Source organism: Polaromonas sp. P1_E12 (genome assembly GCF_056405975.1).
In genome coordinates, this window is sequence record NZ_JBFUBB010000003.1 from 45,917 (window position 1) to 59,889 (window position 13,973).

18 protein-coding genes are annotated in these 13,973 nt (G+C 61.1%); 10 read left to right on the plus strand and 8 right to left on the minus strand.

What is annotated here, in order from left to right; genetic code table 11:
* Positions 1-7: 7 nt before the first annotated feature.
* The gene (locus AC1D13_RS10065) at positions 8-850 is read right to left on the minus strand and encodes a DMT family transporter (RefSeq protein ID WP_477689477.1); all 843 of its coding nucleotides are present in this window, start codon (positions 848-850) and stop codon (positions 8-10) included.
* Between the two features lie 225 nt (positions 851-1,075).
* Between AC1D13_RS10065 and AC1D13_RS10070 the strand changes: the two genes are divergently transcribed.
* Positions 1,076-1,291: a hypothetical protein gene (locus tag AC1D13_RS10070; RefSeq protein ID WP_457281594.1), complete on the plus strand. Its 216-nt coding sequence runs from the start codon at positions 1,076-1,078 to the stop codon at positions 1,289-1,291.
* 13 nt (positions 1,292-1,304) lie between these two features.
* On the opposite strand, the gene AC1D13_RS10075 is transcribed toward AC1D13_RS10070, so the two are convergent.
* The 7 genes from AC1D13_RS10075 to AC1D13_RS10105 all read right to left on the minus strand — a co-directional run bounded on the left by AC1D13_RS10075 (position 1,305) and on the right by AC1D13_RS10105 (position 6,178).
* Positions 1,305-2,006, minus strand: a complete 702-nt coding sequence (locus AC1D13_RS10075; protein WP_477689478.1) for a helix-turn-helix domain-containing protein — start codon at positions 2,004-2,006, stop codon at positions 1,305-1,307.
* Positions 2,007-2,016: 10 nt separating this feature from the next.
* Positions 2,017-3,054 (minus strand): lipoyl synthase, encoded by a 1,038-nt coding sequence (gene lipA / locus AC1D13_RS10080; RefSeq protein WP_477689479.1) that lies wholly within the window; start codon positions 3,052-3,054, stop codon positions 2,017-2,019.
* 49 nt (positions 3,055-3,103) lie between these two features.
* On the minus strand, positions 3,104-3,814 hold the full coding sequence (lipB, locus tag AC1D13_RS10085; RefSeq protein ID WP_477667626.1) for a lipoyl(octanoyl) transferase LipB: 711 nt from the start codon (positions 3,812-3,814) through the stop codon (positions 3,104-3,106).
* Between the two features lie 28 nt (positions 3,815-3,842).
* Complete coding sequence (locus AC1D13_RS10090) at positions 3,843-4,160, minus strand: HP0495 family protein (protein WP_457281590.1); 318 nt, start codon at positions 4,158-4,160, stop codon at positions 3,843-3,845.
* A 14-nt stretch (positions 4,161-4,174) separates the two neighbouring features.
* On the minus strand, positions 4,175-5,080 hold the full coding sequence (locus AC1D13_RS10095) for a D-amino acid aminotransferase (protein WP_477689480.1): 906 nt from the start codon (positions 5,078-5,080) through the stop codon (positions 4,175-4,177).
* A gap of 68 nt (positions 5,081-5,148) precedes the next feature.
* Entirely contained in the window at positions 5,149-5,694 is a 546-nt protein-coding gene (locus AC1D13_RS10100) for a DUF2062 domain-containing protein (protein ID WP_457281588.1), read from the minus strand.
* Between the two features lie 37 nt (positions 5,695-5,731).
* The gene (locus AC1D13_RS10105) at positions 5,732-6,178 is read right to left on the minus strand and encodes a DUF4149 domain-containing protein (protein ID WP_477689481.1); all 447 of its coding nucleotides are present in this window, start codon (positions 6,176-6,178) and stop codon (positions 5,732-5,734) included.
* Positions 6,179-6,441: 263 nt separating this feature from the next.
* Here AC1D13_RS10105 and AC1D13_RS10110 point away from each other — a divergent pair, with 263 nt between their 5' ends.
* The 9 genes from AC1D13_RS10110 (at position 6,442) to AC1D13_RS10150 (ending at position 13,697) form a co-directional block, all read left to right on the plus strand.
* On the plus strand, positions 6,442-6,960 hold the full coding sequence (locus AC1D13_RS10110) for an ATP synthase subunit I (protein WP_457281663.1): 519 nt from the start codon (positions 6,442-6,444) through the stop codon (positions 6,958-6,960).
* Between the two features lie 31 nt (positions 6,961-6,991).
* Positions 6,992-7,843, plus strand: a complete 852-nt coding sequence (atpB, locus tag AC1D13_RS10115) for a F0F1 ATP synthase subunit A (protein ID WP_457281586.1) — start codon at positions 6,992-6,994, stop codon at positions 7,841-7,843.
* A gap of 86 nt (positions 7,844-7,929) precedes the next feature.
* Positions 7,930-8,178 carry a F0F1 ATP synthase subunit C gene (gene atpE, locus AC1D13_RS10120; protein ID WP_293400282.1) on the plus strand — a complete coding sequence of 83 codons (249 nt, stop codon included), beginning with the start codon at positions 7,930-7,932 and terminating at the stop codon, positions 8,176-8,178.
* Positions 8,179-8,216: 38 nt separating this feature from the next.
* The gene (locus tag AC1D13_RS10125; RefSeq protein ID WP_457281585.1) at positions 8,217-8,687 is read left to right on the plus strand and encodes a F0F1 ATP synthase subunit B; all 471 of its coding nucleotides are present in this window, start codon (positions 8,217-8,219) and stop codon (positions 8,685-8,687) included.
* Positions 8,688-8,700: 13 nt separating this feature from the next.
* Positions 8,701-9,231, plus strand: a complete 531-nt coding sequence (locus tag AC1D13_RS10130; RefSeq protein ID WP_477689482.1) for a F0F1 ATP synthase subunit delta — start codon at positions 8,701-8,703, stop codon at positions 9,229-9,231.
* 58 nt (positions 9,232-9,289) lie between these two features.
* Positions 9,290-10,843 (plus strand): F0F1 ATP synthase subunit alpha, encoded by a 1,554-nt coding sequence (gene atpA / locus AC1D13_RS10135; RefSeq protein WP_457281583.1) that lies wholly within the window; start codon positions 9,290-9,292, stop codon positions 10,841-10,843.
* 63 nt (positions 10,844-10,906) lie between these two features.
* Complete coding sequence (gene atpG / locus AC1D13_RS10140) at positions 10,907-11,773, plus strand: F0F1 ATP synthase subunit gamma (protein ID WP_457281582.1); 867 nt, start codon at positions 10,907-10,909, stop codon at positions 11,771-11,773.
* Between the two features lie 60 nt (positions 11,774-11,833).
* Positions 11,834-13,237: a F0F1 ATP synthase subunit beta gene (gene atpD / locus AC1D13_RS10145; RefSeq protein WP_293400292.1), complete on the plus strand. Its 1,404-nt coding sequence runs from the start codon at positions 11,834-11,836 to the stop codon at positions 13,235-13,237.
* A gap of 40 nt (positions 13,238-13,277) precedes the next feature.
* Complete coding sequence (locus tag AC1D13_RS10150; protein WP_477648282.1) at positions 13,278-13,697, plus strand: F0F1 ATP synthase subunit epsilon; 420 nt, start codon at positions 13,278-13,280, stop codon at positions 13,695-13,697.
* Positions 13,698-13,973 lie beyond the last annotated feature (276 nt).

Consider the following 13,973-nt stretch of genomic DNA (forward strand, 5'->3'; position numbering starts at 1 on the left):
TGCGGGCCTATTTGGCTCTTGTTCCCAGCAGCGCAGCGCCGATGATCATCACCGCCGCCAGGGCGATGCTCCAGCTCAGCGCGCGGCCGCTCACCCCCATCAGCAGCGCAGTCGAGCCCAGCGGCGTGAGGTAGCTGAGGATGCCGATCTGCTGCGCGTCGCCCAGCTTCAGGGCCTTGTCCCAGAGAAAGAACGCCGCGCCCAGCGGCCCTGCGCCCAGCACCGCCAGCAATAGCCAGTCTTGCACCGACAGCGTGGCGGCAGGCTCCAGCGCCCAATGGCACAGCAGCGAGAGCACGCCTGAGACCAGGCCGAAGAGGCCGATGGCTGCGGTAGGAAAGGCCGGCACCCGTTTTGTCAGCAGCGAGTAGCTGGCCCAGATAAAGGCCGAGGCGAGCGCCGGGAGATAGCCCCATGACCAGCCGCCGGAGGAAGATCCGTCGGCCCCTGTGCCCAGAATGGCGATGGCCGCGCCAGAAAAGCCCAGCAGGCCTGCGACCACATGCACGGTGCGTAACTGCACCCCAGGCAGAAACAGCGGCGCCAGCACCACCATGAAGAGTGGCCAGAGATAGTTCACCAGGTTGGCCTCTACCGCCGGCGCATACCGCAGCGCGATGAAAAGCAGGAAGTGATAGCCGAAGAGGCCATACACGCCGAGCGCCAGCGTGGCGGTGGGAATCTTCCATTGCGCGCGGTCCCGCAGCACAAAAGGCAGGGCCAGCAGGCTGCCGGTCAGCAGCGCAACGCCGGTGAGCAGAAAGGGTGGAACGTGTTTGAGCGAGACCCCGAGCGAGGCAAGCAGGGTCCAGAGGGCGATGGCGCCCAGTGCGTACAGATTGGCTGGCATGGCGGCAAGCATAGGGGGCCGCACCGGGCGCGTCGTCGCAGGGCAACGCTTTGTTGTCGTGCAACGACGGTTTCAGGGATTCAGGCGTATGTCCTACGCGCAGACCAACATCCGGTAACGAGCTTCACGTGCGAGGGGCGCCGCAGACACCTTGCCCGTACGGACTTCAGTTGCAATGGCATGGCAGATTTCTCCGAAATCGCATGAAACCCAAGGAGACTCACCATGAAAAAGCTTTCCATCCTCTTGCTGGCGCTGGCCGGCATGGCCGCCCTGTCGGGTTGCGTGGCTTACCCGGTAGCCTATGACAACGGACCGCAATACCGTGTCGTGCCCGCCCCCGCGCCAGGTTATGGCCCTGGCTATGGCCGGGGTGACCGCGATGGCGACGGTGTGCGCAACCGCTACGACCGCCGGCCGAACGACCCGAGCCGCTATTGAAAATCCGTAAAGGTCAGGCGCTGCCCGGCCCGGCGCGCCGCATCGCGGCCGTCAGGGCTGAGGGCGACTGGTAGCCGCAGTGCAGCGCGGTGTCGGCCACGCTCATGCCGCGGCCGCGCAGCTGCACGGCCAGTGCCAGGCGTTGCCGGCGCAGCCACTGCATCACGCTGAGGCCGGTCTCGCGCCGGCAGCGCGCGGCAAACTGCGTCGGGCTTAAAAACACCTGCGCGGCCAGTTGCGCGACGCTCAGTGGCTCATGCAGGCGCTGCTGTGTCCAGGTGGCCAGCTGTTCCCAGTGGATGGGCCGCGCATAGCGCAAGGGCGTTGATGCGGGTGTTGTGGGTTGCCAGGCTTCCAGCAACAGCGCCGGGCCATGGCGTTGGGCCAGGCCACCGGGTTGCTGCAGTGCTTCGGCCAGGTAATGGGCCAGCGCCAACGCTTGCCCGGTTTTGGCGGGGTCCGCTGCGCAGCGGGCCCAATCAGGTTGTGCGGTGTCCAGCACCAGGCAGCGGCTGCCGTCACGTGATTCGAAGTCATGCCGGTCGCCGGGTGTGATCACGCAGCCCTGGCCTGCCGCGATGCGCCGCCCGCGTCCGCGTACTTCCAGTTCCAGCACACCGCTCAGGCCCAGCAGTACCTGGAAGTGGTCATGCGCATGGCTGCCGTGCGACGCGCCGTAGTGGCGCAGCGACAGGGAGCCTTGCGGCAGGGTCATGTTGCGGGAATTAAAGAGCAGCGATGGCCGCGTCGGCCTTGTCGGCCACACCCGCGGCATGGGCCTGCTGGTCGGCGTGGTAGCTGCTGCGCACCATGGCGCCCACGGCGGCGTGGGTAAAGCCCATTTTGTAGGCTTCTTCTTCAAACATCTTGAAGGTGTCGGGGTGCACATAGCGGCGCACCGGCAAGTGGCTGGTCGAGGGCGCCAGGTACTGGCCGATGGTCAGCATGTTGATGTTGTGCGCGCGCATGTCGCGCATCACCTGCAAAATTTCTTCGTCGGTCTCGCCCAGGCCCACCATGATGCCGCTCTTGGTCGGCACATCGGGGTGCAAGGCCTTGAACTTCTTGAGCAGGTTCAGGCTGAAGTTGTAGTCGCTGCCGGGGCGCGCTTCTTTATAAAGGCGCGGTGCGGTTTCGAGGTTGTGGTTCATCACGTCGGGCGGTGCGGCCTTCAGGATCTCGAGCGCGCGGTCGTCGCGGCCGCGGAAGTCGGGCACCAAAATTTCAATGGTGGTGGCGGGCGAGAGCTCGCGGATCTTCTGGATGCATTCCACAAAGTGGCCGCTACCGCCGTCGCGCAGGTCGTCGCGGTCCACGCTGGTGATCACCACGTATTTGAGCTTGAGCGCCGCGATGGTTTTCGCCAGATTCAGCGGCTCGCTCACGTCCAGTGGATCCGGTCGGCCGTGGCCGACGTCGCAAAACGGGCAGCGGCGCGTGCACTTGTCGCCCATGATCATGAAAGTGGCCGTGCCCTTGCCGAAGCATTCGCCGATGTTGGGGCAACTGGCTTCTTCGCACACCGTGTTGAGCTTGTTCTCGCGCAGGATCTGTTTGATCTCATAAAAGCGCGTGGTCGGGCTGCCGGCCTTGACGCGGATCCAGTCGGGCTTTTTGAGCATCTCGCCCTGCACCACCTTGACGGGGATGCGCGACAGCTTGGCCGCGGCCTTTTGCTTGGCCAGCGGGTTGTAGCCTTCCACGGTCTGGACGTCGCGGACCACGGGGTTGGCCGTGGCTTGGAGGGGGTCAGGTGTGCTCATGAATTGGTGTTTCGTGTTGGCGGCAGGTGGTTTTGCGCTTCAGGGAGCTTCAAGGCGCCAGGTAGGTGACGAGCTTGCGGCCCAGCACATCCGCGGCTTCCTGCCAGCTTGCCGATACCCCGATTGTAGAAAGGTCTGTAGTTTTGAGCCCCACATACCCGCAGGGGTTGATCCGCGAGAAGGGTTCCAGGTCCATCGCCACATTGAGCGCGACCCCGTGGTAGGTGCAATTCCGGCTGACTTTGATGCCCAGGGCGGCGATCTTCCCAAGGCCGCGAAAAGGGTCCATCGGGTTCACCGGGCCGGTCAGGGCCGCGTGGGAAGCCGGGTCGTCCAGCCGCACATAAATGCCGGGCGAACCCGTTACGCGGTGCCCGGTCACGCCGAAATGCGCCAGGGTCTTGATGACGGATTCCTCAATGCGGTAAACGTATTCCTTGACGTAGTAGCCGGCACGCTTCAGGTCGATGAGCGGGTAGGCCACCACCTGGCCGGGGCCGTGGTAAGTCACCTGGCCGCCGCGGTTGGTTTGCACTACCGGGATGCTACCGGGGTTCAGCACATGGTCGCTTTTACCCGCCAGCCCCTGGGTGTAGACCGGAGGGTGCTCACAAATCCATAGCTGGTCGCGCTCGTCCTGATTGGGCTGCAGCCCGTTTTCGCTTGAAACCCCGGCGCTGCGCGCCGCCGTGAAGGCCTGCATGGCTTCGTAGGTGGACAGGTAATCAACCCGACCTAGTGTGCGTGTTTCGGCCTGCATGTGCGGCGGCTTTCCCCTTGGGTCGTGACTACAACACGACCTTGACCATCGGATGCGTCGACAGCGTGCGGTAAAGCTCGTCGAGCTGCTCGCGGCTGGTGGCTGTGACGGTGATGGTGACGCCCAGGTATTTGCCGCCCTTGCTTTCGCGCAGCTCGATGGTGGAGGCGTCGAAGGCCGGGTCGAACTGGTGCGCGATGGACGTGATGGCCGCCACCATGCCGTCGACCTTTTCACCCATCACCTTGATCGGGAACTGCGAGGGATATTCGATCAGCGATTCCTGGCGCGAGGGCTCCGTTCCGGGAACTCCGATGATTTTGGGGATGCTGGGGGAAGTCGTCATGGCAATGGGTCCTTTCAGGCCACTTTGGCACGCTGGTATTGAGCGTACAGCTTTGCATAAATGGGGCCAGGTTTGCCTTTTTCCACTCCGTGGCCGACCGCCTGGCCGTCCAGCAGGGTGATGGGCAGAACCTCCTTGGTGGCCGACGAAAGCAGCAGCTCGTCCGCTGCCAGCACTTCGGCGCGGGTGATGCGGCGCAGCTCAAAAGGAATGCCCGCCGCGCGGCACATCTCTTCGATCAGGCCAAAACGGATGCCTTCGAGCACCAGGTTGTCCTTTAGCGGCCCCGAGACCTTGCCGTCCTTGACGATCCAGACATTGCTGGAAGCGGCTTCGCTCAGGTAGTCGCCGCGGAACATCACGGTTTCGACCGCGCCGGCGTCGACGCTGATCTGGCGCGAAAACACCGCGCCCAGCAGGCTGGTGCTTTTGATGTGGGCCTTTTCCCAGCGGAAGTCGTCGGCGGTGACGCAGGCCACACCTTTTTCGCGTGCCTGGTCGCTGGGCAGCTTCATCGGGTTGCACATCACAAAGACGGTGGGTGTCAGGCCCGGCAGCATGGGATGGTCGCGCATGGCCACGCCGCGGGTGATCTGGATGTACACCAGTTGATTGCCTTTTTCGGCTGAAACGCCCGTGGACTGAGCGCAAGCAGCTATTAATTTGAGAGCAACATCCAGCCACTCGGCACGAGTCAGCGGGTTGGCGATGCGCAGTTCGGTGAGGCTGCGTTCCAGCCGCGCCATGTGCTGCTCAAAACGGAACAGCTTGCCCGCGTAGGCCGGCACCACTTCATAAATACCGTCGCCGAAGATGAAGCCACGGTCCATCACGCTGATCTTGGCGTCTTTGAGCGGGGTGAATTCGCCGTTGAGGTAGCAGGGGGTGTCGGGAAGGGCGTTGGCGGGAAGCGTGGTCATGGGTCTGTTTGAAAAGGAAATGAAAGTGCGTCGGAATGGCTGCTGGTGGACGGCCTGTACCGGATTGTCTAACGTCTGGCCGTTTGCCGGCGGCGGCGTTTGAACCAGATGCGAACGCGCCAGCCCAGCTTGACCAGCAGGTAGCCGGTAATCGAGCCCAGCACGGCAAAGATGCCCATGCCCAGGATGGCAGGCCCGCCGAAGGAGGCTGCCCACGCCACGATGCCTGCGCCTTCCGAGATGCGGATGGGCGGCGGCGCGTCCAGCAGCAGATCGCCCACCTGATAGGCCAGCCAGAGCCAGAAGCCCACGGTGAAAGGGTTGGTAATGAAGGTGATGCCGGCGGCCACCGGAATATTGGCGCGCCACCAGACGCTGTGGGCGGCGGCCGCCACGGTTTGTGCAAATGGCAGGGCAAATGCCCAGAATATGCCGATGGCCACACCGCGCGCCACGGCCTCGTGCTGCAGCCGCCACAGCTGGGGATCCAGCAGGCGGTGGGCCACCGGTTTGAGCCACCGGTTTTGCGCCAGGACTTCACGTGTCGGCACGGATGCTTTCAGTCGGTCCGTCCAGTGCCGGTGTTGCGGCGCCTTCCTTTTAGGGGCGCTCATGGCAGGCGGTTTTCAAGACGGCCGGTTTGCTCCGGCATCAGGCAACAAAGATCACGGCGGCGATCGCCAGCGCGCCCAGCACCAGGTTGACCATGGCCAGGGTGGCGATTTGCCCGACACGGCGTCCGCCTTCAGGCCAGTCGGATGCGCTGACAGCGAGCTTCAGGCGCCGGAAAGGGCCGAAATACAGATGCCCGAACAGCGCGAACATCAAGAGGCCGACGCCGAACATCAGGTGCCAGCCCAGGGGGGCGGTTTTCATGCCCGCGGCCAGCAGCATGGCCAGGCCTGTCACCAGCAGGACGCCGATGGTGCCCCAGACCAGAGCGAAAAATCGCTGCATGACCTTTGCGATGAGCGGCAGGCGTTGGGGTGGCGCCAGCTGTTCGGCGACGGCAGGCCGCAAGGCGAACAGCATGAAGACCACCCCGCCCAGCCAGGCAATGGCGGCGGCAATGTGCAGGAATTTCATCAGGGCGGGCATGGCTTCTTTCGGTGGGTGGAAGGTGATGGATGCGGGGCTTGGGCCATCGTGGAGCATCACGTGCAACTACGTAGGAGGGTCGGCGCGCCGCAGTCGCCGGACAATTGTGAACCACCCGCTGCGAGCCGCACCCAAATGATGCGAATCGCCCCTAATTCATATTCAGGCCGGGGGTTTTGTCGGATACGCAGGGGTTTCTACGTATAATCAAGGGCTTTGCTGATAACGGCCCTGTAACTTTTCCGTAATTTGTGACGACCAAAATGGCAAATTCGGCAAAGTCAGCGACAAACCCGGGAAATCCGGGTGCGACAGGGCGTAGTGTCACGGAAGAGATGGAGACTGGCGATGAGGGTTTCAAGCCCTTGACGCGTGAAGAGGCCCAAAAGCTTCGTGAAGCGGACCCCTCGGTTTCCCCTTGGGTGGTATTGGCAGGGCAAAGTGTGGTGGGTCTTGTGGTGGCGCTGGCCGCCTGGGGATTGACCGGAAGGCAAAGTGCAGGCTGGTCCGCCCTTTATGGTGCGCTGGCGGTGGTCATCCCGGGTGCGTTGTTTGCGCGCGGCCTGACCAGCAAGATGTCTTCAATGAATCCGGGCGCTGCGGTGGCTGGATTTTTTTTGTGGGAAATGGTCAAGATTGGCCTGACGGTAGCGATGTTGTTCGCTGCTCCCCGAATGGTTTCGGATTTGAGCTGGCCGGCAATGCTGGTTGGCCTTGTAGTGACAATGAAGGTGGTCTGGCTGGTGCTTTGGTTCCAGTCCCGGCCGAAAAAGTTGGCGTAATCCATTTTCAAGAGTTGAAAAGAGTTCGTAAATGGCTGAATCTTCCGGAAACGCTTTGACCGCTGGTGAGTACATTGGTCACCACCTGGTCCATCTGCAAAACCACAAACAGACTGGCATCGTCGACTTTTCCGTTGTCAATTTCGACACGATTTTCTGGGCCATCACCCTGGGTGTGATCGGTATGTTCGTGATGTGGCGTGTGGCCAAAAGCGTGCACGCCGGCGTTCCCGGCCGCCTGCAGGCGGCTGTTGAAATCCTGCTCGAAATGGTGGACAGCCAAGCCAAGGGCATCGTTAAAAACGCCGAATCGCGCAAGGCCGTCGGCCCACTGGCGCTCACCGTATTCATCTGGATTTTCCTGATGAACTCCATGGACTTCCTGCCTGTCGACCTGTTCCACACAATTTTTGCTGTGACCGGCCTCGATCACAGCATTCACAACTTCCGCGTGGTTCCCACGGCCGACCTCTCGGCCACGCTGGGCATGTCCTGCGGCGTGCTGCTGGTTTGCCTGTACTACAACGTCAAGATCAAGGGTTTTGGCGGCTGGGTGCATGAGCTGTTCTCGGCCCCGTTCGGCGACAAATGGTTTTTGTATCCCGTCAACTTCCTGATGCAGATGATCGAATTTGCCGCCAAGACCGTATCTCACGGCCTCCGGCTTTTCGGCAACATGTACGCGGGCGAACTGCTGTTCATGCTGATCGCGCTGATGGGTGCAGTGGGCTTCGGCTCTGCGACCGGTGTATTCCTCTTCATCGGCCATGTGCTCGCGGGCACGGGCTGGGCAATCTTCCACATCCTGATCGTTGCGCTGCAGGCGTTTATTTTCATGATGTTGACGCTGGTCTATGTGGGGCAGGCCCACGACCATCACTGATTCTCACGAATCAGTTTCCCCTGGTTTTCTGGTTTCCGCTTTCTTTTTTTATTTTTGTTAGTTAGTTAAATCCATAGGAGCATTAAATGGAACACGTACTCGGTTTTGTCGCTTTGGCCGCTGGCCTGATCATTGGCCTGGGCGCTGTCGGCGCATGTATCGGCATCGGCATCATGGGTAGCAAATACCTCGAAGCCGCTGCACGCCAGCCAGAGCTGATGAACGAACTGCAGACCAAGATGTTCCTGCTGGCCGGTCTGATCGATGCCGCTTTCCTGATCGGCGTGGGTATTGCCATGCTGTTCGCATTTGCCAACCCGTTTGTGTTGAAGTAAATCGCACGCCTTTCTAGACAACCTACAGAGGTGCCGCTGTGAGTATTAACTCCACATTCTTTGCGCAGCTCGTCGTGTTTGCGATTCTGGTGCTGTTCACGATGAAATTCGTGTGGCCACCGATTGCAGCTGCGCTCGACGAACGCGCCCGGAAGATCGCCGACGGCCTTGCCGCTGCCGATAAAGCCAAGTCTGAACTTTCCGTTGCCAACAAGCGCGTGGAAGAAGAACTGGCCAAATCGCGCAACGAATCGGCAGTGCGCCTGGCGGAAGCCGAGCGCCGCGCCCAGGCCCTGATTGAAGAGGCTAAGGCCCGCGCAACCGAAGAAGGCAGCAAGATCATTGCCGCCGCCAAGGTTGAGGCCGAGCAGCAAACCGTCAAGGCCCGCGAGACCCTGCGTGAGCAGGTCGCCGCACTGGCCGTCAAGGGTGCAGAGCAGATTCTGCGCAAGGAAGTCAATGCCGGTGTGCATGCTGACTTGCTGGGTCGCCTGAAGACCGAACTTTAAGCGAGCGTAAAACATGGCCGAACTAGCCACCATTGCCCGTCCCTACGCTGAAGCGTTGTTCAAGGCCTCTGGTTCCGACCTGGGCGGTACTGCCGTCTGGCTCGATGAGCTTGCAGCCATTGCCGCCAACGTGCAGTTGCAGCAATTTGCGGGCAACCCCAGCGTGACGGTAAACCAGACGTTTGACGTAGTTTCCGGGGTGGCCAAAACGAAGCTGCCGGAAGCCGCCAAGAACTTCCTGCGGACCGTGATCGAGAACGGCCGCATCAGCGTCCTGCCGGAAATCGCCGCACAGTTTCGCGCGCTGAAAAATGCGCAGAGTGGTTCTTCGGACGCCACCGTTTACAGCGCATTTCCGTTGGAAGGTGCCGCATTGGCCGATTTGGCAACAACGCTGGAGAGGCGATTTGGCCGCAAGCTCAACCTTTCGGTTGAGCTCGAGCCGGCGCTGATCGGTGGCGTACGTGTCGTGGTGGGTGACGAGGTGCTGGACACCTCGGTCAAAGCCCGTTTAGAGCAAATGAAAGTGGCGCTGATTTCCTGAGCTTGCGCTCAGGCGCGCCCCGGTTTTTAGCCAACAACATAGAAAGAAGGAAAGAGTCATGCAACTCAATCCCGCAGAAATTTCTGAACTGATCAAGAGCCGCATCGAAGGCCTGACAGCCAGTGCCGATGTCCGCAACCAGGGCACCGTGGTGTCCGTGACCGACGGTATCGTCCGCATCCACGGCCTGTCCGACGTGATGCAAGGCGAAATGCTGGAGTTCCCCGCAACCGCCGACGGCACGCCTACTTATGGCCTGGCGCTGAATCTGGAGCGCGACTCTGTCGGCTCCGTGATTCTGGGCGAGTACGAGCACATCGCCGAAGGCGACACCGTGAAGTGCACGGGCCGTATTCTGGAAGTGCCTGTGGGTCCTGAGCTGCTTGGCCGTGTGGTCAACGCACTGGGCCAGCCGATTGACGGCAAAGGCCCGATCAATGCCAAACTCACCGACGTGATTGAAAAGGTTGCGCCCGGCGTGATCGCCCGTAAATCCGTTGACCAGCCCCTGCAGACCGGCCTGAAGTCCATTGACTCCATGGTGCCCGTCGGCCGCGGCCAGCGCGAACTGATCATCGGTGACCGCCAGACCGGCAAGACCGCTGTGGCCATCGACGCCATCATCAACCAGAAGGGCAAGGGCGTTTCCTGCGTCTACGTCGCCATCGGCCAGAAGGCCTCGTCGATCAAGAACGTGGTGCGCTCGCTCGAGCAAGCCGGCGCGATGGAATACACCATCGTCGTGGCAGCTTCGGCTTCCGAATCCGCCGCCATGCAATATGTGAGCGCCTACTCTGGCTGCACCATGGGCGAATACTTCCGCGACCGCGGCGAAGACGCGCTGATCGTGTATGACGATTTGTCCAAGCAGGCCGTGGCTTACCGCCAGGTCTCGTTGCTGCTGCGCCGTCCACCAGGACGCGAAGCCTATCCCGGCGACGTGTTCTATCTGCACAGCCGCCTGCTCGAGCGCGCAGCACGCGTGAACGAAAAGTACGTTGAAGACTTCACCAAGGGTGCCGTCAAGGGCAAGACCGGTTCACTGACCGCGCTGCCGATCATCGAAACGCAGGCCGGCGACGTGTCCGCTTTCGTGCCAACCAACGTGATCTCGATCACCGACGGCCAGATCTTCCTGGAAACCAGCCTGTTCAATGCCGGTATTCGTCCCGCCATTAACGCCGGTATCTCGGTGTCCCGCGTCGGCGGCGCTGCCCAGACCAAGCTGATCAAGAACCTGTCCGGCGGTATCCGTACCGACCTGGCCCAGTACCGTGAACTGGCTGCCTTCGCGCAGTTTGCTTCCGATCTGGACGAAGCCACCCGCAAACAGCTGGACCGCGGTGCCCGCGTGACCGAACTGCTCAAGCAAGCCCAGTACTCGCCTTTGTCCATCTCCAACATGGCCGCCACGCTGTTCGCAGTGAACAAGGGCTTCATGGACGACATCGAAGTCAAGAAGGTCCTGGCTTTCGAACACGGCCTGCACGCCTTCCTGAAGGACAAGAACGCGGCCCTGATGGCCAAGCTCGAAGCCAACAAGGCCATGGACAAGGATGCTGAGGCTGAACTGAACGCGGCTGTGGCCGAGTTCAAGAAGTCGTTTGCCTGATCTCGCCTGACGCATCGTCAAGCAAGTAATTAAGCAACCCTCAGGAACCCCTTAGGAATCCATATGGCAGCAGGCAAGGAAATACGCGGCAAGATCAAATCGGTGGAAAACACCAAGAAGATCACCAAGGCCATGGAGATGGTGGCCGCCTCCAAGATGCGCAAGGCGCAGGAGCGGATGCGCGCTGCCCGTCCTTACAGCGACAAGATCCGCAACATCACGGCCAACCTGAGTCAGGCCAACCCCGAATACACCCATGCGTTCATGGAGTCCAACGACGCCAAGGCCACCGGGTTCATCGTGGTGACGACTGACAAGGGCTTGTGCGGCGGCATGAACACCAACGTGCTGCGCGCCGTGACCTCAAAGCTCAAGGAAGTGCAGGCCGCCGGCCATGATGCGAAGGCTGTGGCCATCGGCAACAAGGGCCTTGGTTTTCTGAACCGGGTCGGCGCCAAGGTGGTGTCGCACGCGACGCAGCTCGGCGACAAGCCTCACCTGGAAAAGCTGATCGGCCCCGTCAAGGTGCTGCTCGACGCGTACAGCGAAGGCAAGATCAACTCGGTGTACCTGTGCTACACCAAGTTCATCAATACCATGCGCCAGGAACCGGTGGTCGAGCAGCTGCTGCCTTTGACGGCAGCACACCTGCAGGCCGATAAAGACCAGCACGGCTGGGACTACATCTACGAACCCGATGCGCAGACCGTGATCGACGATTTGCTGATCCGCTATGTGGAAGCGCTGGTGTACCAGGCAGTTGCCGAGAACATGGCGTCCGAGCAGTCTGCCCGCATGGTGGCCATGAAGGCCGCCACCGACAACGCCGGCAGCGTGATCGGCGAACTCAAGCTGGTGTACAACAAAACGCGTCAAGCGGCGATCACGAAAGAACTTTCGGAAATCGTTGCCGGTGCTGCAGCGGTCTGATAGTGGTTTAGGCCGCCACACCCGATTTAAAGATTTAAAGAAACGAAAGAGGATTCAATCATGGCTCAAGCTCAAGGCAAGATTGTTCAGTGTATTGGTGCGGTGGTTGACGTGGAATTCGCGCGCGACCAGATGCCCAAGATCTATGACGCGTTGAAAATGGAAGGCTCCGCGCTGACGCTGGAAGTCCAGCAGCAGCTGGGCGACGGCATCGTGCGTACCATCGCGCTGGGCACGTCCGACGGCCTGCGCCGCGGCAACATGGTGTACAACACCGGCGCCAACATCACGGTTCCCGTGGGCAAAGCCACGCTGGGCCGCATCATGGACGTGCTGGGCGCGCCCATCGACGAGCGCGGCCCGGTCGACCAGACGCTGACCGCCCCCATCCATCGCAAGGCGCCTGCCTACGACGAACTGTCGCCATCGCAGGAACTGCTGGAAACCGGCATCAAGGTGATCGACCTGGTTTGCCCGTTCGCCAAGGGCGGCAAGGTGGGCCTGTTCGGCGGCGCCGGCGTCGGCAAGACCGTGAACATGATGGAACTCATCAACAACATCGCCAAGGCGCACTCGGGTCTGTCCGTGTTTGCCGGTGTGGGTGAACGTACCCGCGAAGGCAATGACTTCTACCACGAGATGGCCGACTCCGGCGTCGTGAACCTCGAGAACCTCGGCGAATCCAAAGTGGCCATGGTCTACGGCCAGATGAACGAGCCCCCAGGAAACCGTCTGCGCGTGGCGTTGACCGGCCTGACAATCGCCGAATCCTTCCGTGACGAAGGCCGCGACGTGCTGTTCTTCGTGGACAACATCTACCGCTACACGCTGGCCGGTACCGAAGTGTCCGCACTGCTGGGCCGTATGCCTTCTGCCGTGGGTTACCAGCCTACGCTGGCCGAAGAAATGGGCCGCCTGCAAGAGCGTATTACCTCCACCAAGGTCGGCTCCATCACATCCATCCAGGCCGTTTACGTTCCTGCCGATGACTTGACCGACCCATCGCCTGCCACGACCTTTGCCCACCTGGATTCCACCGTGGTGCTTTCGCGTGACATCGCTTCGCTGGGTATCTATCCTGCGGTTGACCCGCTCGACTCGACCAGCCGTCAGCTGGATCCGAACGTCGTGGGCGAAGACCACTACGCCACGGCCCGCGCCGTGCAGGGCACGCTGCAGCGCTACAAGGAACTGCGCGACATCATTGCAATTCTGGGCATGGACGAGCTGGCCCCTGAAGACAAGCTGGCCGTGGCCCGCGCCCGCAAGATCCAGCGTTTCCTGTCGCAGCCTTTCCACGTTGCTGAAGTGTTCACCGGCTCTCCCGGCAAGTACGTCAGCCTGGCTGAAACCATTCGCGGCTTCAAGATGATTGTGGCCGGCGAGTGCGATCACCTGCCGGAACAGGCGTTCTACATGGTCGGCACAATTGACGAAGCCTTCGAGAAGGCGAAGAAGGTTTAAGGGCTCAGGCCCTGCAACTTTTTTCCATTAAGGAGCGTTTATGTCAACCACCATTCACGTCGACGTGGTCTCCGCGGAAGAGTCCATCTTCTCCGGTGAAGCGCACTTTGTCGCTTTGCCCGGCGAGGCCGGCGAGCTGGGCATTTACCCGCGCCACACCCCGCTGATCACCCGCATCAAGCCGGGCGCCGTGCGCATCGAAAAGGCTGACGGCAGCGAAGAATTCGTGTTCGTGGCCGGCGGCTTGCTTGAAGTGCAACCGAACTGTGTCACCGTGCTGTCCGACACCGCGATTCGCGGAAAGGACCTGGATGAAGCCAAGGCGATGGAAGCCAAGGCTGCCGCTGAAGAAGCGTTGAAAAACGCAAAAAGCGATATCGATATTGCCATGGCCCAGTCCGAGCTCGCCGTCATGGCCGCCCAGATTGCCGCTTTGCGCAAATACCGCCAGAAAAAGTAAGATTCCATGCTTCAGGAAAAACCGGCCAAAAAGGGCCGGTTTTTTTCTGGGCGCTTCGATTTGGAGAAATTCGAATCAGTTTGGTCGCTCATGCAGTTGGCGAAGCGCTCACAGTCATTCCTGAAAATGACGAAGATGGTTGTTTTGTGCTCCCTCTGCGTAGCGGGCCAACTGGCCAGCCACCCGAGTCCTTCATTGAAGCCTTTACGGATGTCTACCTTGGGGCGGCCGATATCCGCACGCGTACGCCGGGCGAACGGCTGATCCGCTAGACGC

Coding starts and splice junctions, on each gene's coding strand:
- AC1D13_RS10065 (WP_477689477.1), bottom strand. CDS start 850: ATGCCAGCCAATCTGTACGCACTGGGCGCCATCGCCCTCTGGACCCTG.
- AC1D13_RS10070 (WP_457281594.1), top strand. CDS start 1,076: ATGAAAAAGCTTTCCATCCTCTTGCTGGCGCTGGCCGGCATGGCCGCC.
- AC1D13_RS10075 (WP_477689478.1), bottom strand. CDS start 2,006: ATGACCCTGCCGCAAGGCTCCCTGTCGCTGCGCCACTACGGCGCGTCG.
- lipA (WP_477689479.1), bottom strand. CDS start 3,054: ATGAGCACACCTGACCCCCTCCAAGCCACGGCCAACCCCGTGGTCCGC.
- lipB (WP_477667626.1), bottom strand. CDS start 3,814: ATGCAGGCCGAAACACGCACACTAGGTCGGGTTGATTACCTGTCCACC.
- AC1D13_RS10090 (WP_457281590.1), bottom strand. CDS start 4,160: ATGACGACTTCCCCCAGCATCCCCAAAATCATCGGAGTTCCCGGAACG.
- AC1D13_RS10095 (WP_477689480.1), bottom strand. CDS start 5,080: ATGACCACGCTTCCCGCCAACGCCCTTCCCGACACCCCCTGCTACCTC.
- AC1D13_RS10100 (WP_457281588.1), bottom strand. CDS start 5,694: ATGAGCGCCCCTAAAAGGAAGGCGCCGCAACACCGGCACTGGACGGAC.
- AC1D13_RS10105 (WP_477689481.1), bottom strand. CDS start 6,178: ATGCCCGCCCTGATGAAATTCCTGCACATTGCCGCCGCCATTGCCTGG.
- AC1D13_RS10110 (WP_457281663.1), top strand. CDS start 6,442: ATGGCAAATTCGGCAAAGTCAGCGACAAACCCGGGAAATCCGGGTGCG.
- atpB (WP_457281586.1), top strand. CDS start 6,992: ATGGCTGAATCTTCCGGAAACGCTTTGACCGCTGGTGAGTACATTGGT.
- atpE (WP_293400282.1), top strand. CDS start 7,930: ATGGAACACGTACTCGGTTTTGTCGCTTTGGCCGCTGGCCTGATCATT.
- AC1D13_RS10130 (WP_477689482.1), top strand. CDS start 8,701: ATGGCCGAACTAGCCACCATTGCCCGTCCCTACGCTGAAGCGTTGTTC.
- atpA (WP_457281583.1), top strand. CDS start 9,290: ATGCAACTCAATCCCGCAGAAATTTCTGAACTGATCAAGAGCCGCATC.
- atpG (WP_457281582.1), top strand. CDS start 10,907: ATGGCAGCAGGCAAGGAAATACGCGGCAAGATCAAATCGGTGGAAAAC.
- atpD (WP_293400292.1), top strand. CDS start 11,834: ATGGCTCAAGCTCAAGGCAAGATTGTTCAGTGTATTGGTGCGGTGGTT.
- AC1D13_RS10150 (WP_477648282.1), top strand. CDS start 13,278: ATGTCAACCACCATTCACGTCGACGTGGTCTCCGCGGAAGAGTCCATC.